Below are 19039 nucleotides of genomic sequence, written 5' to 3'. Positions count from 1 at the left end.
CTGCGCGCCCGCCACCTGGTCTCCTCCGGTCAGGCCAGGTAGTCGGCGACCATCTCGGCGAAGTCCTCCGGCGTGCGAACCTCGACGCCGAGTTCGGCCGCCTTGACCGCCTTCGAACTCGGCTTGCCACCGGCGGACGGCGCCGCGACCAGGATGGACGTCTTGGCGTTGACGCTGCTGCCCGCGCGCCCGCCGGCCTTCTCGATCAGGGAGTTCATCTCGGTCCTCGTGAAGGCCGCCAGCACCCCGGTCATCTTGCCGGTGACCACGACCACCTTGCCCGTCAGCGGCCCTTCACCCACTCCCGGCGAGGGCTCCTTCATGTTGACACCCGCGGCGATCAGCTTGTCGATGACCGGTGCAAGCGCGGCGACCTGCTCGACGATGACCGGGGCCTTCTCGGGACCGATGCCCTCGACGTCCTGCATCGCGGCTGCGTCGGCCTGACGGATGTCGTTCATTTCGCCGAAGTGCCGGGCGATGCGGCGGGACATGCTGCGCCCGGTGCCGAGGACGCCCAAGGCGCAGAAGACCCGGCTGAGGGGGAGTGCCTTGGCGGCCTCGATCTGCTGGGCGAGCTTGGCGGCCAGCTTGGCGCTTCCGGATGCTGCCGTGAGCTGCTCGGCGGTCAGGGTGAACAGATCGGCGACGTCGGCGACGTCACCGGACGCCACCAAGGCCGCCACGTACGCCGGGCCGAGGCCGTCGATGTCGAGCATGTCGCGTCCAGCGGCGTACTGGATCAGCGCCGGAAGCGCGCACGCGCTGCCCTGCGCGCAACGCCACCTCTCCTGCGCTTTGTTGATCTTTCCGCCGCAGTTGGGGCAGACCTCGGGCAGCGGTACCTCCAGCGCCCCCGCCGGCCGTAGCTGGACCACGGCCCCCTGCACGCGGGGGATGATGTCGCCGGCCTTGTAGACCGTCACGGTGTCTCCGATGTGGAGGTCCCGACGGCGGATGTCAGCGGGGTTGTGCAGCGTGGCCCGGGTGACGGTGGAGCCGTCGATCTCGACCGGGGTGAGGATCGCGGTCGGCGCGAGGACCCCGGTGCGGCCGACCTGCCACACGACGTCTTCCAGCACGGTCTGCCGCTCGACCGCCGCGAGCTTGACCGCGATGGCCCAATGAGGGAAGCGCGAGCCGAACCCGGCCGCCGCCTGCTCCGCCGCGTCGTTCATCTTGATCACCACGCCATCGATCCCGACGGGCAGCTCCGCACGCATGGCGGCGATCGCATCCACCCGCTCCTGTGCTGCGGCGAGATCCGCGACGACATGGAGCCCTGCCGCGGAGTCCGCGGTGGTCTGGATGCCAACTGCGGCCACGGCCGCGAGGGTTTCCGCATGCGTGGCCCCGGCGGGCAGGTACGCGACCGCGTCCAGCTCGACCGCGCCGTAGGCCCAGAACGTCATCCGGAGACGGTACGGCCGGTCCTTCGCCCTGAGCGTGCCAGCCGTGCCGTTGCGGGGGTTGGCGAAGACCTGCGCGTTGTGCGCGGCACGGACCTCGTTCGCCGTCTCGAACTGCGCCTGCGTAAAGGCGACCTCGCCGCGGACCTCGATGGTGACCGGCTCGGTCAGCTGCTCGGGGAGGCCGTCGATCTGGCCGATGACGTGGCTGATGTCCTCGCCGTGACTGCCGTCCCCGCGGGTGATGATCTGCACCAGACGGCCGCTGCGGTACCGGGCCGCCACGGCAGCGCCGTCGATCTTCGGCTCGACGGTGAACCCGCCCTTCGGCGCGCGGGTCAGCCGGCGCTCGACCGACACGCCCCATGCCACCAGGCCCTCGGCGTCAAAAACGTTGTCCAGGCTCAGGAGGCGGGTGGTGTGCGCGACGTCGCCGACGGGCGCGGCCCCGTCGGCGACGAGGCCGGTAGGCGAGTCCGGGGAGACCTCGGCCGGGTGCTCCTGCTCCCAGGCTTGTACGGACCGCCGAAGCTGGTCGTACGAGACGTCGTCCAGGACGCTGTCGCCGTCGCCGTAGTACGTCCGTGAGGCGTCACGCAGAAGCTGGAGCGCGGCCTCGTACTCGGTGCGGCTGGACGCGGCGGACAGCGCCTGAGCGGCGGGAAGAGTCGTCATGAGGGTGATCCTCTCGTAAGGGTCTGACAGTGGTCGGACGAAAGGGGGCGAGGCCCGGACAGGGGGTCGTCCGGGCCTCGCAGGCCCCGGCCGTCGAGGGGAGTGCACGGCCAGGGCGAGCCGCGCGAAGCGGCTCCTTCGGAACTGGCTTTGTGTTGGCGGCGATGCCCCGCCCTCACGACAACCAATATACACATAGAAATGAGAAGAAGCAACGGCGGGGTTGGTTCGCCCAAGCCCCCGACCGGGCCTTCCCGGTTCGGTCAGATCTGGCCGGCTCGTCGGGATGCCGGTAGCCGGCGGAACCCCAAGGGCAGGACACCGCGGGGCATTCCGAGGCCCGGCACCTGCGATTGCCTAGACCGTGTCGCCCTCATCCCGGGTTTCGACGCGGTGCAGCACGTGGGGGGCGATGAGGTCGGCGCCACCGTCCTCCCACCGCACAGCCTGGAAGGCGTAGGGGGTGCCGTCCGCCATGCCGAAGGCGTGCCCAAGTCGTTCGGTTCCCCTGGCGCGCATGACCAGGTGCGTTCCGTCCGCGTAGTAGGTGAGCGCCGGGTCGAACATGGTGGCCGGGCGGGTCGCGTCCGACGCCAGGGGGCGCGCCCGGATGACGATGTCCGCGACCTGGTCGGCGTCGATCCCGGGCATGTTCATGCGCCGGTCGGGCTCGACCTTCCAGGACAGGCCGGGGAACAGGCGGTTGACCTGATCCCGGACCCACTGCCATGCCTCGTTCGAGGCTTCCTCGGTGGCCTCGTTCGCCGAGGAGTGCCAGCCCTCGGCGCAGTCGGCGCCCTGTTCACCGAGGAGGGCCATCACCTCGGAGTGAGTGATCTCGTCCGGGAGGGGTGTCCCTGCCTGCAAGCGGTGGACGAGTCGGTGGAAGAGCTGGAAGGCCAAGGACTCGCCGTCCAGGTGGTGGGCGTAGACGATCCGAAGGACCGTTCCGTGTCCTTCGGAATCGGGGACCAGGGTGGCGATGGCGGGCGGCGGCGTCGTGTTGATGGCCATGGGGGCCTCCGTTTCGTGCGAAGGGCGGAGGGGCGGCGGTAGGCCGCAGGGGGCCGGCCGCCGCCCCTCCGGGGTCAGGAGGGGGGAACGGACTGCCACGGCCAGAACGGCGGGCGGGTCCTGGTGGGGTACAGCACAGGCCGGGCTTGCTGCTCGGCGGTCGCCCGCTCGGCGCGTTCCCGTACCGCTTCCTCCAGGAGCCGGGGGTCGTTCAGCGCGTCTCCGCAGGAGACGGTCACGTGCTGACCGAGCCTCCAGAGCTGGGCGCTCACGGCGCAGCATGCGGAGTTGAGGGGGTCGAGGTCGTTCAGCCACCAGCGGTACTCGGCGGGGTCGGTGCCGAAGAACCGCAGCGTGGCGGCGGCGGCCCGGGCCATGGTGCCGGTCCCGGCGGCGGCTTCGAGGAACAGATCGCCGGGCCGGCGGTCGGTGGAGAAGAGGATGTCGCCCATGTGGTCGGCGGCGACGGCCGGTGTGAAGAACTCGCCGGTCGACTGCCGCTCGCTGTAGCTGCGCATTCGAGTGATGAGCAGGCCGAGGATGTCGTCGGACTCGGCGCGGGGGGCCTTGCGGAAAATTGCTGAGCCGCAGGTCAGGGGCTCGTCGTAGTCGGTCCCGGGAACGCCCCTCGTCGGTTTTGGGAACGTGTGGGGCGTCTTTGCAGGTCAGGTGGGTCGCTCAGAGTGGCCCTTGTCGAGGACCGATTGTGTGCGCTCGGGTCTCCGCTGAGCTGAACTGTCCCATTCGACATCAGCCGCTGCGACGTCAGTGAGGATGGGCGGCGTGCCAGGTCCCAGATGTCGGCGCACAGGCGTCCCCGGTCGGGGACGGTGTGTCCGTGGGTTCGGGCCCAGGCCCGAACCTCTGTGACGGCCGCTGAGCCGTCTTCTCGTTCTGCTTCTTGTCGTAGTGAGTGCCGGCGTTCGACGCGGGGTGTCGGGGTGGTGGTGCTGCGGTAGGTGAGGAGTACGCGGTGCGGGTGGCGAAGCCTCGGCGCGCCAGAACTCGGCGGTGACGCCGGTGACGTGAAGTACCCGTACCACCTGGCCAACGGCAGGGTACCGGCCCACCCGGCCGGGCCGCGGCACGCCGCTTCAACCAGGTCGCGTGGCCCGCGTTCGCCGTGCTCGTGGCCACGGGAGTGTGGAACATCGTCGCCGAGCAGGACAAGAACACCGGCAGCTACCGCACCACGCTCATCGTCAAGCTCGCCGTCGTCGCGGTCGCCGGCGTCACCGCCTTCCTGCACGCCCGCGCCCGCCACGCCGCCGCCCTCGCCGTCTTCGGCGCCCTGACCGGCGTCAGCGCGCTGGGCGCGCTGTTGCTCGGCGTCCTGCTGGCGGGCTGACCCGTCGGACGGGGCCGGGTGGCCCCCGCCGAAAGGGACCACCGGCCCGCGCTACGACCGGTCGGCCCCTGCCTCGGGCCCGCGCACGAGAGCAGGCTGGGCAACATCCACCAGTACCCGGTGGAGGTATCCCAGGCCCCGGCGACGGGACCTGGGGAAGGGAGGTCGTCGTGAAGCGCGAACAGCTTCCGCTGTACGCCATCGCCGCCGCGATCGCACTCGTGGGGCTGGTGGCCCTCGGCGCGCCGCTCGGCACACTGCTGCTTCTGCTCATCGTGGCCGGCTGCCCGCTGATGATGTTCTTCATGATGCGCGACGGTCACGGCCACGGGGGCCATGGGGGCCACAGCGACAGCGGCACCGACCGGTCCGGCAACAACGCCGACCGCCTGCACAAGCATCTGTGACGGGCCGGCCGTACCGAGAGGCCGGCCATCCCCGCGACCCGCACGGCGGACAGCCGCCCGTGAGGTCCTCCGACTGAGCGTGATCAAGCATGATTCCGCGCCACCGCCCCGGCCCAAGCGGCCGCAGGATGCCGACCCGTGGGAGGACGGCATGTCCGGTGTGATCGCCACAGTGTCCGTCGTACTGATCGTGGCGGGCACGATCTACGACACGGTGCGCCTGCTGACTCCCGCTGAGCGCCGCTGCCCGCCGCTGGCCCGACTGCGAGGCCGACGGGCGGCCCTGGAAGCGGCCGAGTGCCGCTTGGCCGGCCTGCGGCTGCGCGGCCGGATCGACGCGGCCGACTACCGCCGCCGGATGACGGGTCTGGCCCACGGCCGCCGTACGGCCCCGGCGGACCCGAAACCCACGAGGAGGATGTGATGGCTGACGCCGCATACGGCCTGTGGCCGCTGGTCGTGCTCAACACGCTGCTGTTCATCGCCTTCGCCGTCAGCTTCTTCCACCCCAAGAGCAAGCGGGACTGGCGGGCGATGGGCGCCTACAGCGCGTTCCTGGTGGCGCTGTTCACCGAGATGTACGGCACCCCGCTGACGATCTACCTGCTGGGCAGCTGGCTCGGTTCCCGCTTCCCGCTGCTGAAGGACACCCACGCCGGCGGGCACCTGTGGAACGACCTGATCGGCTGGAAGTACGACCCGCACGTGAGCCCGTTCCACCTGGCCAGCTACGTGGCCATAGGCGCCGGGTTCTGGCTGATCGCCGCCGCCTGGAAGGTGCTGCACGACGCCGCCCAGCACGAGCGCCTGGCCACCACGGGACCGTACGCCCACGTGCGGCACCCGCAGTACGACGGCTTCCTGCTCATCATGATCGGGTTCCTGCTGCAGTGGCCCACCATCCCCACCCTGGTCATGTTCCCGGTGCTCGTATACGTGTACGCCCGCCTCGCCCGCGGCGAAGAACGCGAAGTGGCCAAGGAGTTCGGCGCCGACTGGGACGCCTACGCCGCCCACACCCCCGCCTTCTGGCCCCGCCGCCGGCATGGACGAGGCCCCGTCGCCCCACCAAGCGGCACCAACACCGCCGTCGGGCACCGGCCCGCGCGGCCGGCGGACGACGGACGTCCCCGCCGCTCCAGCGCCCCCGGGAGGCCCCGATGACCGCAATGCCCGCCGCTCTCCAGGCGCTGATCGCGGTCGGCGTCCTTGCCGGGATCGCGCTACTGCTTGTCGTACTGGCTGCGGCCGAACGCCGCCGCCCAACTCACGCGGACGGCAACGGAGGTGACAGGCATGAACGGCCCTCCCATCGCGCTGTGGGTCATGGTCGTGGTGGCCGGCCTCGCTGATCTGCTGGCCCTGCCCGCCGCGATCTGGTGGACCGAGCTGCGACGGCCGGACGGCCACCGCCCGGCCGAGCCCCCTGCCGCACCGAAGCCGGCGACACCGCAGCGCAACCGCCGCGGCCGGGGCCGGGCCCGGCCCCATCCACCGATTAGGAGGTGACCGACATGCGCACCCTCGCCCTGGCCCTGGTGGCCGTCCAGCTGCTGACCGTCGCGGCCTGCGCCGTCCACCTGGCACGCCACCCGCGCGATCCCGCGAGACTCCCGCGCACCCTGCACCGCACCGCCGCCGTCCTCCTCACCGCTTCCCTCCTTCCGCTGCCGGCCCTGCTGGCGACCGAGGCGTCCGTGGCGGCCTGGGCGCTGTGGGGTGGCGGGTACCTCACGGCCGCCGTGGTCTGGGCCGGCGCCGACACCCTCCGGGACACCCCCGCCGCCCGGACCGCTCCCGGCGCACCCGGCGCACCCGGCGCACCCGGCGCACCCGGCGCACGATAGCCGGGCTCGACGCCCGCACGGGAAGCGCGGCGAACGCGAGCCTGATCGCCCCGGGCCGGCCGACGGGCCGGGTGGCGGCTGCGGACCGGGAACCTCCATCCGCAGCCGGTGCCGTCCGGGCCCGACGGCCGGGCACCACCACGGGGACAGCGGTACAGCAGACAGAAGTACGGGACGGAGAACACGATGAGCGACGACGCCATCCGATCCGAGGCACTGTCCAAACGGTTCGGCGATGTCGAGGCGCTGGCCGACCTCGATCTGCAGGTGGCAAAGGGCGAGGTCCTGGGGTTCCTGGGACCGAACGGGGCGGGCAAGACCACCACGATCCGGCTGCTGCTGGGCATGCTGCGCCCCACCTCGGGCCGGGCCGAGATCTTCGGCCTGGACGTGCAGCGGGACACCGTGGCCGCTCACCGCCGGCTCGCCTTCGTGCCGGGCGAGGCCGCCCTGTGGCCGTCACTGACCGGCGCGGAGACCCTGCACCTGCTGGGGCGCGTACAGGGCCGGACCGACCCGGCCTACCGTCGGGAGCTGATCGAGCGGTTCGCCCTCGACCCGTCGAAGAAGGTGCGCAGCTACTCGAAGGGCAACCGGCAGAAACTCTGCCTCATCGCGGGCCTGATGAGCCGCGCCGACCTGCTGCTGCTGGACGAGCCCACCAGCGGCCTCGACCCGCTCATGGAACGCGAGTTCCGGACTTGCGTGAACCAGGCGAAGGCAGCGGGCCAGACGGTGTTCCTGTCCTCGCACATCCTCAGTGAGGTCGAGGCGCTGTGCGACCGGGTCGCCATCCTGCGCGCCGGGCGGCTCGTCGAGGTCGGCACGCTGGCCGAGATGCGCCATCTGTCGGCGCTGTCGGTCGAGGCGACGTTCACCTCGGCGCCCCCGGACCTGACGCGGGTGCCGGGCGTGAGCGGCGTCGAGGTCGAGGGCCACAAGGTGCGCCTGCAGGTGCACGGCTCGGTCGAGCCGCTGCTGGAACGGCTGACCGCGGTGGGCGTGACCCAGATCCTCAGCCGGGAACCCTCGCTGGAGGAGCTGTTCCTGGCCCAGTACGGCGCCGCATCCGGCGCCGCGGACAGGGAGATGGGCCATGTCGGCTGATGCGCTCGACCTGCGCCACCACCGGATCCCGGCCGTCCGCCGCGCCGGCCTGGTGCCGGTCTTGCGCACGGCCCGTTCATCCCTCCGGGGCGCGCTGATCTGGGGGGCGGTGTTCGGGTTCTTCTGGTGGGTGGGGATGAACGACTTCACCACCAACTATCCGACGCCCGCCGACCGGGCGCGGCTGGTCGAATCGACGACATCCAATCTCGGCATGCAGGCCCTGTTCGGTCCGGTGCACCACATCGACACGGCCCGCGGGTACGTGGCCTGGCACGGGATCGGCATCCTCGGCCTCATCGGCGCGTTCTGGGGGCTGCTGACCGCCACCCGCCTACTGCGCGGCGAGGAGGACGCCGGCCGCTGGGAACTCCTGCTCGCCGGGCAGACCACCCGCGCGCGGGCGGCGCTGGGAGCTCTCGGCGGCCTCGGCATCGCACTCGCCGTCCTGTGGGCGGTGACGGCGGCCACCGCCTTCGCGGTCGGCCGGACGGCCGATCCCGCGTTCTCGGCCGGCGCCAGCATGTTCCTGGCCCTCGCCACGGTCACGCCCGCCGCACTGTTCCTGGCCGTCGGCGCCCTGTGCGGCCAGCTGGCCAGCACCCGGCGCCAGGCGGCCTGGCTCGCCGCGGCCGTCTTCGGCGCCGCCTACGCCGTCCGGATCGTCGCCTACACCGGCAGCACGCTGCGCTGGACCCGCTGGGCCAGCCCCCTGGCGTGGGTCGACGATCTGCGGCCCCTCACCGATCCCCGCCCGCTGATGCTGCTGCCGATCCTCGCCATCATCGCCGCCCTGGTCGCCGCCACCGCCGTCCTGGCCGGCCGGCGCGACCTGGGGGCCGGCACCCTGCCCGCCCGTGACACCGCCCCCGCCCGCACGCGCCTGCTCGGCGGCCCGCTCGGTCTGGCCGTCCGCCTCGCCCGCCCGGGCGCTCTGGGGTGGATCGCCGGGCTCGCGCTCGGCGGGTTCATGTTCGGGATCGTCACCAAGACCGCTGCCGACGCGATGGCGGGCTCCTCCCAAGGAGTCCTGCAACGGCTCGGCGGGGCGAGCGGAGGCGCCGCCTACCTCGGCTCTACGTTCCTGTTCGTCACGCTCCTGGTGGCGATGGCCGCCGCGGCGCAGGTGGGTGCCACCCGCGAGGAGGAGGCCCAGGGCCACCTCGATCTGCTGCTGGCGCGGCCGGTGTCCCGGCTGCCCTGGCTGGCCGGCCGCTTCGCCGTGTCCGCCGCGGTGCTCGTCGCCGCCGGCGCGGCGGCCGGCCTGTTCACGTGGGTGGGCGCAACCGCCAGCGGTGCGGGCGTCGCCCTGCCGACACTGCTCGCCGCCGGCCTCAACGTCGCCCCCGCCGGCATCCTCGTGCTCGGCATCGGCACCCTGGTGCACGGGCTGGCACCCCGCCTCGCCTCCAGCGTCGCGTACGGCGTGGTGGCCTTCTCGTTCATCGTCGAACTCCTGGGTACGGGTCTGCCGGCCAGCCGCTGGCTGCTCGACCTGTCGGTGCTGCACCACATCGCCCGCGCCCCCGCCGCCGATCCTCGGTGGGACATGGCCGCCGTCCTCGTCGCCGTCGGGATCGCAGCCGCCGCCACCGGGGCTGCAGCGTTCACCCGCCGCGACCTCAAGGGTGCCTAACCCGGGCCCAACCCCCGGACAGAATCGGCCCGCTCGCACCCGGACCATGCAGCACACACCCCGCGGCCGCACGCCGGCGACGTCGCGTGACCGGTACGGGTGATGAGCACGACCCACTCGTCCACATCCACGGGCTGAGCGGGGAACCGCCGCGCTGACATCATGACGGTGCCGGGACCGGGCGAGAGGAGGCGCGGGCACCGCGACGCCAATGGGGGTGCTCACCTGCTCGAATTCGTACGCCACGGCCGTCAGGTGCGGGCGACGTAGCCCGACAGACGAAGGCGGCGGGCGTAGTCGACGAACTGAGCCCTGAACTGCACGCACTCATCCGACTACTCGAAGAGATTCCTTGAACACCCGCCTCGGGTAGTACACATCGAGTCCCGGCCCCACCGCCGCGTTTGAGCTCCCCGACGTCGAGTCCAGCCTTAGCGACGAACCCGGCTGCCAGGGTTAGCGTCGAGCGGCCACGATCGCTGCGGCGCGGGCCATGAAGCGGGTGCCGTCGGCGATCAGATTGCCCGGGTAGACGGTGCCTACTTCGGCCTCGACGACCATCGGGCCGCGCGCGGTGACGGTCGCGGTGACCGCGACATGGCGCGCATCGACGGCACCACCCGCCGCGGCCGCGCCGTGACCCGCGCCGGGTACGTCCTCGACGCCCCGGAAGCGTCACCGTGACCCGCCGGGGTCGCGTCACCGGCATCCGACACCGCGCGCGGGGACGCCGCGGGCCGAGGGCTGCCCGCCGCCGATCTCCTCCCCGTCGACGAGCATCCCCGTCCCGGCCCTCAGCAGCCCCCGTGCCGCCGGGGCGGCGCCGGGGCGTCGTCCGCTGCCTGGTCGTGGCCGGAATGCTTGTGCAGATCGGGGCGCTCATCGGGCGGACCTGCCCGGCCACCTCGGTCCCCGTGACCGGTGTGGTCGTCCTGACGGGCGTCGTGGCCCACGTGCCCCCCACCGCCGCCGCAGCCGCCCGTCCCCCCGCCGCCCCCGTGACCGCCGTGACGGTGACCGAGGTGCATGACCAGCATCGCGCCGATGAGGAGGATCCAGATCCAGTTGGAAGTGAGGAATCCGGTCATGGTGGGCTCCCTACGTTGTCCCCCGGACGGCCGCGCGGGTTCAGCGGGGGTGCCGCCGGACGAGGCGGGTGTATCGCAGGCGGCGTGTTCCCCGGAGACAAGGAACCGTAAAGCCCTCCAGAGCCTCTGGGAGCGCGCCGGTAGCGCGGATACCATCACGATCCCCCCGCCCGGTGGTGCATGCCCAGGGGCGATTGGGTCCCGCCAGGGGACCGTTCGACCCCTACGCGGCAGGGGTACCGCCGTCAGGCCCGGCGCGGCGGTACCCGCCGGGGCCGGCCGCGGTGACCCGCAGCCCTCAAGCCGGCCGTCCGATCCGCTGGCTGGGCCTGGGATCGGCGTGTCTGACCGCATACGGATCCCGCCCGGCACCTCCGCAGCGAGGGCAACGACCACGACCGCCACTCGGTGAGCTGCTCCTCAAGGATGCCGTACGACTTCTCGGCCTTCCGCTGCCACCACACGGCGGTGATGTACGCGACCGCCCAGTTGTACGCCGGCCGCGCGGCACCCGCGTGCGAGTGCAGGTGGCGGTTGGTCGTGGCGTTCGGGTCCAGCGCGACCTTGTGCGCGAGGACGGTGAAGCCCGGCCGCGGCTTGAACTTCTTCATCCGGCCGCCTCCGGGGGTGCGCGGACAGTTCGGGAAGCCGCTGGACCACTAATTGAGTTAGCACTAGGCTCCCCTTCGACACCTCGTTCACCAAGGGTCTCGGTTCGCGTGGCGCCCCGGCGTTCGCAGGAAGGCGGGCCGGGGCCCTCGGTGAGGTGCACGCGGTATGCACAACTGCGGATTCACGTGCGGGTCCTGTAGGAGTCAGGGCCCGCACTCCGCGCGCAGTGGCGTCGCGACTGCGGCCGACGCGATGGGCCCACGATGCAGCCGGAGCGCGGCCCCGAACGCAACACCCGCCGCGCACACCGGCATGGGCGCGGCGATGTCCGCGGCTCTGGTCATGATGGCCGTGTGACGGGCAGACCCGGCCGGCCGGCCCGTACACGTTCCCGCCTCGCGAGGCGGGAACGTGTCGGAACCGGCCGCATCACACACGCGGCGTCCGGTGCCAGGGCGGGGCGTGCCACTCGTCCAGCACGCAAACGCCGAAGGGTGCAGCTCGAACTACACCCAACGCCGAAGGACGACGCGACCGCGGGATCGCTGCCGCAGCCGTCCCGCAACCCCGACCTCCCCGCGCCGACGGCCAAGCGCCCGGCACCGCCGCATGCGGCCTTGAGCCACCGTTGGTCCGCCGCACTCTACGATTGACGTGAATCCACGGCGGAGAGGGAGAAGCTGCTCATGCGACGGCTCGGGGAGTTGGAGGCGGAGATCATGGACCGTCTCTGGAGATGGAGGCGCCCGGCAACCGTGCGGGACATAGTCGACGACATCAACCGGACGCGGCCCGTCGCGTACACGACGGTGATGACCGTGGCCAACATCCTCCAGGCCAAGGGCTGGCTGCTGCGTGAGCAGAAGGAGGGCCGCGCCTGGCTGTACGAGCCGGTGCGCACGCGGGAGGAGTACTCCGCCGCCCTCATGGAGGACGCGCTCAGTGCCAGTGAGGACCGGCCCGTGGCGCTCGGCCACTTCGTCGGCAGGATGTCGCCCGCCGAACTCGCCGCGCTGCGCAAGGCCCTGCGCGGCGCGGGAAGGCACGCGGACGCGTGACCGCGGCCGCCGCGCTCCTGGGCTACGCGAGTGCGATCGGTTTCCTCGCGCCCCCGCTGATGGTGCGCAGCGACTGGCCGCGCCGCTCACCGGCGCTCGCCGTCGCCACCTGGCACGCGCTGACCGTGTCGTTCACGATGGCCCTCGCCCTGGCCGCGTACCACCTCGCCGTCCCGGCCGAGCACCTCCACGCGGGGTTGACCGGCCTTCTGCACTCCTGCCGGCTGGCCGCCGGGCCGGGGAGTGCCCCCGATCCCGACACCGCGGACGGGCTCGCCGTCGCCCTGCCCGTCTTTGTGGTGCTGCTCCCGCTCGGTTCCTTCGTTTTCGAGGTGCTGCGGGCGCGGCGGGTCCGCAGCCGTCACCGGCGCGTCCTTGACATCGTGGGCCGCCGCTCGGCTGCGCTGCGCGCGACCGTGGTGGATCACGAACGGCCCGCCGCCTACTGCCTGCCCGGGTACCGCTCCCGCGTCGTCGTCAGCGACGGCGCTCTGCGCCTGCTCTCCGCCGGACAGCTGGCCGCCGTGCTGGAACACGAGCGGGCCCACATCGCGGGCCGGCACCACCTGGCCATGGCCGCCTCGGAGGCGTTCGCCCGGGCGTTTCGGTGGCTGCCGCTGGCCCGGCACGCCAGGGAGCAGACCTCGGTGCTGCTCGAGATGATCGCCGACGACCACGCGCTGCGCAGCCACCCGCGTGACGTGCTCGCCACCGCCCTGTACGAGATGGCCACGTCCGGAGTACCTCAAGGCGCATTCTCCGCCGGCGGCCCCGGCGCCCTCCTGCGGCTCCAGCGGGTCCTGGCGCCCGGGCGGCGGCCTCACCGGGCACTTTCGATGACGGTGGCCGCGACGGTCGCGGCCGTTCCGCTGCTGCCTCTGCTGATCGGCTGCGCCCCTGTCATCGGCTGACCTCGAGGCCGAGCCACGCGCTGCACGCCCCGCCTCCAGGAGGCGGGTTACGGCATGGTCCTGCACGCGCCCCGGACCGGGCAGAACGTGAAGTACGACCCGATCGACTCCATGCCGTTCCAGTTGCGTGCGGGTCTGAGGACCTGCCCGACACCGCGCCCGGAGCAGTGGCACGGCCCCATGCGCGGCCTGACGGGTCGCCGCCCATCCTCCGGCCCGGGACGGTCGTGAGTCGCCCCGGACCGAATCGGCGGTCAGGCCTGGTAGGCCACCAGCGCCATCATCCCCGCCTCACCGTGATAGGCGTTGTGGCAGTGCATCATCCACTGTCCGGGGTTGTCGGCGTCGAAGAAGACGGACACGGTCTTCTTCGGCAGCACGATGGTGGTGTCCTTGCGCGGGCCGGTGCTGCCGAGCTGGTAGGTGTGGCCGTGCAGGTGCATCGGGTGCCACATGGTGGTCTTGTTGACGAAGTCGAGGCGGACCCGCTGGCCCTGCTCGACGAGGATGGGGTTCGCGGTGGGGTTGTTCATGTCGAACTGCTTGCCGTTGATGCCCCAGTTGTACTTGTCCATGCCGCCGGTCAGCTCGATGCGGTGCACCCGGTCGGTCTTCCTCGACTCCAGGCGGACGTCGTCCGCCGCCTTCAGCTGGGAGGCGGTCATGATCATGCCGTCCAGTTCCTTCGGCCATACGGTCGGCTTCGGCGTGCTTCCCGAACCCGTGCGGACGAGCGCCATGCCGCTCGCGTTCTTGCCCTCGGCGACCGCCACCAGCGGGAAGACACCGTCCGCGAGGGTGACCAGGACGTCGTACCGCTCGCCCATGCCGACCAGCAGGGCGTCGACCTGCTGGTGCTGGACCGGGAAGCCGTCGGTGTGGGTGATGGTCAGGTTGTGGCCGCCGAGCGCCACCCGGTACGCGGTGTCGCCGCCGGCGTTGATGATGCGCAGGCGGATGCGCTTGCCCGCCTTGCTGGTGTAGACGGCCGGGTCCGTCGGCACCCGTCCGTTGACCAAGTGGTAGGGGTACTTCACGTCACCGGCGTCGCCGCCGAGCAGCTTGCTTTTGGAATCTGTGAGCATGAACTTCATCGACATGCCGCCGGAGGCGGACGGCGAGGCCGAACTCCCGCTCTTCATACTCATGTTGCTCATGTCCATCCCGCCCATGTCCCCCATGTCACTGGAGGAGCTGCTGGGACTGGGGCTGGAGCTGCCCATGTCCATGCCCCCCATGTCCATGCCCCCCATGCCCTGCTTGAGTTCGGCGTAGACCTCGTCGGGGGTGCCCGTGACGCCGTCGACCCAGTCGTCGAGGACGACGACCCACTCGTCGTCGTACGACAGCGGTTCCTTGGGGTCCTCGACGATCAGCGGGGCGTACAGGCCGCGGTCGAGCTGGACACCGACGTGGGGGTGGAAGAAGTAGGTGCCGGGGGCGTCGGTGATGAAGCGGTAGGTGAAGTTGCTGCCGGCCCGCACGGAGGTCTGGGTGGCGGGCGGGACGCCGTCCATGTCGCTGCGCAGGGCGATTCCGTGCCAGTGGATGGAGGTGGTGGTCTTGTCCGGCAGCTGGTTGGACAGTTCGGCGGCGAGGGTGTCGCCGACGGACAGCCGCAGTTCCTTGCCCGGCGTCTGGCCGCTGAAGGCCCAGCTGTTGGCCATGAGGCCGGCGCCGAGGTCGAGCATGGCGCGCGCGGCGGTCAGGTTCACGGTGCGCACCGTTCCCGTACTGGTGCGCTTCTTCTCGGCAGCGGCGACGGCCGCGCCGTTGGGGCTGACCAGGGCGGGCGAACCGCTGGAGCTGCCGGAGCCACTGCAGGCGGCGAGCGCGCCGGCGCCCGCAACGCCGAGTCCGGCCAGCAGGACCGAGCGGCGGTTGATGCTGTTCATGGTGGAAGTCCTCTTCTCGATATGCCGTTGATCGGGGGCGCTTGCGGACGGCTGCGCTCGCGTGTCCGTGGGGAGGCACGGCGGCAGCCAGCAGGGGGCGGCCTAGATCAACAGACGGGAGAGGACGGAGAGGTCGGGCGGCGCGCGGTTCGGCACGCCGGGAAGATCATGTCCCGCGAGCACCCCGTACGACGTGTCGCCCCTGTCGACGTGAGGCGTGGCGGGCGGCGGCGCGAGCTGGGTCGTGCCCGGGTCGCCGCTTGAGCAGTGCTGCATGGCGGGACCCGAGCATGCAGCGTCGCCACCCGTGGCCGGATCCTCGGCCCCGAGTGCCGTGCCGTGTCCTGCCGACGCCGCCGTCGGTGTCATCGCCGCGGACGTGTGGTCCATGCCGGGCATCGCACTCATGACAGGGGCGCGCACGGCCGTGGCGCTCGTGTCGTGGTGGACGAGTACGGCGAGGGCGGCAACCAGCGCCACGACGGCGGCCCACGTCCAGCGCGCTGCGCTGCCGTGGACTACGGTCCGCCGGTTCGTGGCTGTCGTCATGGCCTTCCGCATCTGCTTCGCCTGCCGGGACAGCCACTATACCCCCGAGGGGTACCGCGTCTACTTGACTCCAGCATACGAGTGCAATCCAGTGATGAAGATGTTCACGCCGTAGTAGTTGAAGACGAACGCGGCGAAGGCGACGAGGCCGAGGTACGCGGCACGGCGCCCCTTCCAGCCCGCCGTGGCGCGGGCGTGCAGATAGGCGGCGTAGGCGACCCAGGTGATGAAGGCCCAGGTCTCCTTGGGGTCCCAGCCCCAGTAGCGGCCCCATGCGGCCTCGGCCCACACGGCGCCCGCGATGACGGCGAAGGTCCACAGCGGGAAGACCAGGACGTTGAGCCGGTACGAGAGCTTGTCCAGGGAGGCGGCGGAGGGCAGACGGCTCCAGATGGTCGCCAGCCGCCCGCCGTCCCGGCCCGCTGCGACGGCCGCCTCCCACCGGTCGCGGCCGAGGAAGAGCAGGGTGACGACGGCCCCGGTGTGGAAGACCCCGCCGGAGACGATCGCGGCGGAGACGTGGATCCACAGCCAGTACGAGTGCAGCGCGGGCACGAGCTGGGCGTCGTCGACGTACAGGACCGTCACCGCGAGGCCCAGCGTCAGCAGGACGGAGAACAGGACGGGGACGGCCAGCCAGCGGACGTTTTTGCGGGTGGCGAGCACGGACAGGTAGGCGCCGGTGGCCATGAGGGCGAAGGCGGTGGAGAACTCGTACATGTTGCCCCACGGCGGGCGCGCCACGGCCAGGCCCCGGGTCACGACCGAGCCGAGGTGCAGCCCGAACGCCAGCACGGTGAGGGCGACGGAGATCCGGCCGAGCATGTCCGCGCGCGGGCTGTCCCCCGCCACGCCGGGGCCGTCGGGCGGTGCCTGCCGCCGGGTCCTTGTGGCGGCGGGCGCGAGCACGGCGGTGCCGCCCGATGCGGCGGCTCCGGTGGGCGTGGACGGCTCCTCGCCCGCCGGGGCGGGCCTGGCTGCGACCGCCGCCGACGCGCGGGCGATCTTGCCCGTGCTGCCGAAGGTCCACTCGGCACACGCGGCCAGAAACGCCAGCAGGTAGACGGCGATCGCCGAGTCCATGAGCCAGCTGGACAGCTGGGCCAGGGTCTGGTCCGCGAGAGGGTTGGTGTTCACAGTCGTTCCTCGGGGCGGGAGTCGGATGTGTCCTGGGGTGTTTCGAGGAGTCGCTCCGCCAGTTCGGCGGCGATCTCCTCGACCTCCTCGGCGAGGCGGTCGGAGGAGCCGCGCTCCAGTCCGGCCACCTCGACCTCGGCGCCGGCGCCGGCGTGCGGGCGGACCCGGACCCAGATGCGGCGGCGACGCACGAAGAGCGAGGCCATCAGCCCGGCGCCCATGACGACCGCGCTCCACAGCGCCGTGCCGTTGCTGGGATTGCGGGCGATCTGAAAGCTCGCCCACTGCTGGATGCCGTCGAAACTGAGCGAGCCCGTCCCGTTCGGCAGCTTCATCCGGTCGCCGGGGCGCAGTGCGCGGGCGTACGGAGTGCCGTCACTGTCCTTGAACTGGGTCGCCCGCTTGCTATTGAGCTGGTACACGTTCTGCGGGATCCCGCTGTTCAGCCCGAGGTCGCCGTGGTAGGCGGTCAGGACGAGGACCGGCCGGTCGGGGGCGGGGAAGGTGGACAGCCATCCGCCGTTCTTGGTGAGGAGCACCGTCGGCAGGAAGAAACCGGAGAAGCCGAGCTGGTCGGGCCTGCCCTTGGTGTCCACCGCGTCCGGGGCCTTGACCACGCCGACCGAGCGCAGGTTGCCGTCCTGGGGGAGGAAGGGAACCGGGCCCTTCCAGGCCACGTTGCCCTTGCCGTCGCGGACGGTGACGACCGGCGCGTACCCGTGGCCCACGAGGAAGACCTTGGTGCCGTTCACGTCGAGTGGCTTGTTGACCTCCACCCGGGCGTCCCGCGGGGTGCCGCCGTCGCCCTTGGTGTAGCTGAGGCGGGCGACGAAGGAGCTGGCGGTGCCGCGTTGGGGGCCGGTGCGCTGGTAGGTGGCGGAGAAGCCCTTGAGCCGGAATCCGAAGGGTTCGAGGTGGTCGCCGTCGGCCAGCGTGCCCGGGCTGAAGTCGTCGTACTGCGTGCGGGTGTTGGTGAAGCCGTCGCCCTCCAGGACGAGCTTCTGGCCGGTGGTGCCGAACAGGCTGCCCATGGCCAGGGCGATCAGCATTCCGAAGAGCGCGAGGTGGAAGAGCAGGTTTCCGGCCTCCCGCAGGTAGCCCTTCTCTGCGGCGACCCAGCCGTCCTCGCCCCACTCGGTGGTGACCCGGAAGCGACGGCGACGCAGGACGTCGACGGCGGTGAGCAGCGCCTCACCCGGATCGGTGTCGCGGGCGATCCAGCGCACATGCTGCGGCATCCTGGCCAGGACGCGGGGCGCGGCGGGCGGGCGGGCCCGCACGGCCCGTACGTAGTGCCAGCAGCGCGGCACGATGCACCCGGCCAGCGAGATGAACAGCAGCAGGTAGACGGCGGCGAACCAGGGCGAGGCGAAGACGTCGAAGAAGCCGAGCTTGTCCAGCAGCGAGGACAGACCCGGGTTGCGTCGGCGGAAGTCGGCGGCCTGCGCGGGCTGCCGCCCCTCCTGGGGCACCAGGGACCCGGGCACGGCCGCGAGGGCGAGCAGGAGCAGCAGCAGGAGAGCCGTCCGCATGGAGGTCAGCGTCCGCCACAGCCAGCGCAGCCAGCCGACCGGACCGAGCCGCGGCCCGCCGAGGAGCGTGTCGGGTTCGGCCGGCTTGCTGGCCAGTTCCAGCTCGTCGGGCGCGGTACCCAGGTCGGTGTCGCGGACTTCCTGGCGCGTGGCGGACCCGGGGGTACTACGAATGTCTTTAGCAGCCACGCGCCGAGTCTGGCACAGCGTCCGGCTCGCCTCGCGCGCGCCCCCCCGGGACGGAACCAGCCCCCGGCGCACGCGGTGTGATGCTGATCGAGAGGTACCCGAGCGGCCGGCTGGCGCGGGCTCGCAACGCGCCACGAGATGTGGTGATGCAGGCCCGGATGATCGAGCTGGGGTGGGTTGCGGGGTGTCGGCCATCGCGGACGAGCTGAGGTGCAGTCAGAAGACGGCGCGGCGCTGGTTGAAGCGCTTCCATCACGCCGGGCCGGACGGGCTGCAGGACCTGGGCGGGCAGGGCCGCAGGCGGCGGATCACCGAGGCCGACCAGTCCCGGATCATCGGCCTGGTCAAGAAGGGCCGCCCGAGAGGCCGGAGGTGCGGCTCAGCGGAGACCTGTGGGCGGCCGAAGAGTCGGGGCCGTCGGAGTGGACGCTGGACACGTTGGCTGCGGCCGCCCGGCCGTTGGGGATCGAGGTCGGCAGCTCCCAGGTACGCAGGAGCACGACGGCATGGCCGACGCCATTGAGGCGGATGCCGCCGACCCAGTCCCAGGAGGAGCCCCGCAGGGAGCGTTTCTCCGCAGCAATCGACAGCAGTTCTGGCAATCCAACAGATCCAGTGGGGCCCT

The 19039-nt window shown here is 71.8% G+C and carries 20 protein-coding genes and 1 pseudogene; 10 read left to right on the top strand and 11 right to left on the bottom strand.

Annotation, left to right across the window (positions count from 1 at the left end; all coding sequences use genetic code 11):
* Positions 1-29: 29 nt before the first annotated feature.
* From ligA to SMIR_RS45125, 4 genes are all read right to left on the bottom strand, one after another.
* Positions 30-2084 (bottom strand): NAD-dependent DNA ligase LigA, encoded by a 2055-nt coding sequence (gene ligA, locus SMIR_RS41655; RefSeq protein WP_212728686.1) that lies wholly within the window; start codon positions 2082-2084, stop codon positions 30-32.
* A 357-nt stretch (positions 2085-2441) separates the two neighbouring features.
* On the bottom strand, positions 2442-3098 hold the full coding sequence (locus SMIR_RS41650) for a beta/alpha barrel domain-containing protein (RefSeq protein WP_212728685.1): 657 nt from the start codon (positions 3096-3098) through the stop codon (positions 2442-2444).
* Positions 3099-3172: 74 nt separating this feature from the next.
* The gene (locus tag SMIR_RS41645) at positions 3173-3616 is read right to left on the bottom strand and encodes a hypothetical protein (protein WP_249938698.1); all 444 of its coding nucleotides are present in this window, start codon (positions 3614-3616) and stop codon (positions 3173-3175) included.
* A 74-nt stretch (positions 3617-3690) separates the two neighbouring features.
* The gene (locus tag SMIR_RS45125; protein WP_212728684.1) at positions 3691-4149 is read right to left on the bottom strand and encodes an Lsr2 family DNA-binding protein; all 459 of its coding nucleotides are present in this window, start codon (positions 4147-4149) and stop codon (positions 3691-3693) included.
* Between the two features lie 78 nt (positions 4150-4227).
* Between SMIR_RS45125 and SMIR_RS41635 the strand changes: the two genes are divergently transcribed.
* From SMIR_RS41635 to SMIR_RS41605, 7 genes are all read left to right on the top strand, one after another.
* Positions 4228-4446: a hypothetical protein gene (locus tag SMIR_RS41635; protein WP_212728683.1), complete on the top strand. Its 219-nt coding sequence runs from the start codon at positions 4228-4230 to the stop codon at positions 4444-4446.
* 170 nt (positions 4447-4616) lie between these two features.
* The gene (locus SMIR_RS41630; protein WP_212728682.1) at positions 4617-4853 is read left to right on the top strand and encodes a DUF2933 domain-containing protein; all 237 of its coding nucleotides are present in this window, start codon (positions 4617-4619) and stop codon (positions 4851-4853) included.
* Between the two features lie 79 nt (positions 4854-4932).
* Positions 4933-5277, top strand: coding sequence for a hypothetical protein (locus SMIR_RS41625; protein ID WP_249938697.1), 345 nt, complete (start codon positions 4933-4935; stop codon positions 5275-5277).
* Complete coding sequence (locus SMIR_RS41620) at positions 5277-6017, top strand: methyltransferase family protein (protein ID WP_212728681.1); 741 nt, start codon at positions 5277-5279, stop codon at positions 6015-6017. The genes SMIR_RS41625 and SMIR_RS41620 overlap by 1 nt, the downstream gene beginning before the upstream one ends.
* A gap of 350 nt (positions 6018-6367) precedes the next feature.
* Positions 6368-6700: a hypothetical protein gene (locus SMIR_RS41615; protein WP_212728680.1), complete on the top strand. Its 333-nt coding sequence runs from the start codon at positions 6368-6370 to the stop codon at positions 6698-6700.
* Between the two features lie 186 nt (positions 6701-6886).
* The gene (locus SMIR_RS41610; protein ID WP_212728679.1) at positions 6887-7807 is read left to right on the top strand and encodes an ABC transporter ATP-binding protein; all 921 of its coding nucleotides are present in this window, start codon (positions 6887-6889) and stop codon (positions 7805-7807) included.
* A complete protein-coding gene (locus SMIR_RS41605) occupies positions 7797-9443 on the top strand; it encodes an efflux permease Rv1217c-related protein (RefSeq protein ID WP_212728678.1) in 1647 nt (548 codons plus the stop codon). Before SMIR_RS41610 ends, SMIR_RS41605 begins: the two co-directional genes overlap by 11 nt.
* Before the next feature lie 794 nt (positions 9444-10237).
* Here the strand turns inward: SMIR_RS41605 and SMIR_RS41600 are convergent.
* Both SMIR_RS41600 and SMIR_RS41595 read right to left on the bottom strand, forming a co-directional pair.
* Positions 10238-10531 carry a hypothetical protein gene (locus tag SMIR_RS41600; RefSeq protein WP_212728677.1) on the bottom strand — a complete coding sequence of 98 codons (294 nt, stop codon included), beginning with the start codon at positions 10529-10531 and terminating at the stop codon, positions 10238-10240.
* 245 nt (positions 10532-10776) lie between these two features.
* Positions 10777-11142 (bottom strand): helix-turn-helix domain-containing protein, encoded by a 366-nt coding sequence (locus SMIR_RS41595; protein WP_212728676.1) that lies wholly within the window; start codon positions 11140-11142, stop codon positions 10777-10779.
* A gap of 687 nt (positions 11143-11829) precedes the next feature.
* Here SMIR_RS41595 and SMIR_RS41590 point away from each other — a divergent pair.
* Together SMIR_RS41590 and SMIR_RS41585 are read left to right on the top strand one after the other, a co-directional pair.
* On the top strand, positions 11830-12201 hold the full coding sequence (locus SMIR_RS41590; protein WP_212728675.1) for a BlaI/MecI/CopY family transcriptional regulator: 372 nt from the start codon (positions 11830-11832) through the stop codon (positions 12199-12201).
* Positions 12198-13112 carry a M56 family metallopeptidase gene (locus SMIR_RS41585; RefSeq protein ID WP_212728674.1) on the top strand — a complete coding sequence of 305 codons (915 nt, stop codon included), beginning with the start codon at positions 12198-12200 and terminating at the stop codon, positions 13110-13112. The genes SMIR_RS41590 and SMIR_RS41585 overlap by 4 nt, the downstream gene beginning before the upstream one ends.
* Before the next feature lie 254 nt (positions 13113-13366).
* Here SMIR_RS41585 and SMIR_RS41580 read toward each other — a convergent pair whose 3' ends face one another.
* From SMIR_RS41580 to resB, 4 genes are all read right to left on the bottom strand, one after another.
* A complete protein-coding gene (locus SMIR_RS41580; protein WP_212728673.1) occupies positions 13367-15007 on the bottom strand; it encodes a multicopper oxidase family protein in 1641 nt (546 codons plus the stop codon).
* 102 nt (positions 15008-15109) lie between these two features.
* Positions 15110-15556 carry a hypothetical protein gene (locus SMIR_RS41575; RefSeq protein WP_212728672.1) on the bottom strand — a complete coding sequence of 149 codons (447 nt, stop codon included), beginning with the start codon at positions 15554-15556 and terminating at the stop codon, positions 15110-15112.
* Positions 15557-15616: 60 nt separating this feature from the next.
* A complete protein-coding gene (gene ccsB, locus SMIR_RS41570; RefSeq protein WP_249938696.1) occupies positions 15617-16693 on the bottom strand; it encodes a c-type cytochrome biogenesis protein CcsB in 1077 nt (358 codons plus the stop codon).
* The gene (gene resB / locus SMIR_RS41565) at positions 16690-18414 is read right to left on the bottom strand and encodes a cytochrome c biogenesis protein ResB (RefSeq protein WP_249938695.1); all 1725 of its coding nucleotides are present in this window, start codon (positions 18412-18414) and stop codon (positions 16690-16692) included. The genes ccsB and resB overlap by 4 nt, the downstream gene beginning before the upstream one ends.
* On the opposite strand from resB, the pseudogene SMIR_RS44170 reads away from it, so the two are divergent.
* Positions 18398-18676, top strand: a pseudogene (locus SMIR_RS44170) (helix-turn-helix domain-containing protein); the annotation flags it as partial. The gene resB and the pseudogene SMIR_RS44170 sit on opposite strands and share 17 nt — an antisense overlap.
* A gap of 82 nt (positions 18677-18758) precedes the next feature.
* Here the strand turns inward: SMIR_RS44170 and SMIR_RS44165 are convergent.
* Positions 18759-19016 (bottom strand): hypothetical protein, encoded by a 258-nt coding sequence (locus SMIR_RS44165; protein ID WP_249938741.1) that lies wholly within the window; start codon positions 19014-19016, stop codon positions 18759-18761.
* Positions 19017-19039: the final 23 nt, after the last annotated feature.

It is taken from the genome of Streptomyces mirabilis (assembly GCF_018310535.1).
GTDB lineage: Bacteria > Actinomycetota > Actinomycetes > Streptomycetales > Streptomycetaceae > Streptomyces.
This window is presented reverse-complemented; position numbering and strand designations above follow the sequence as displayed.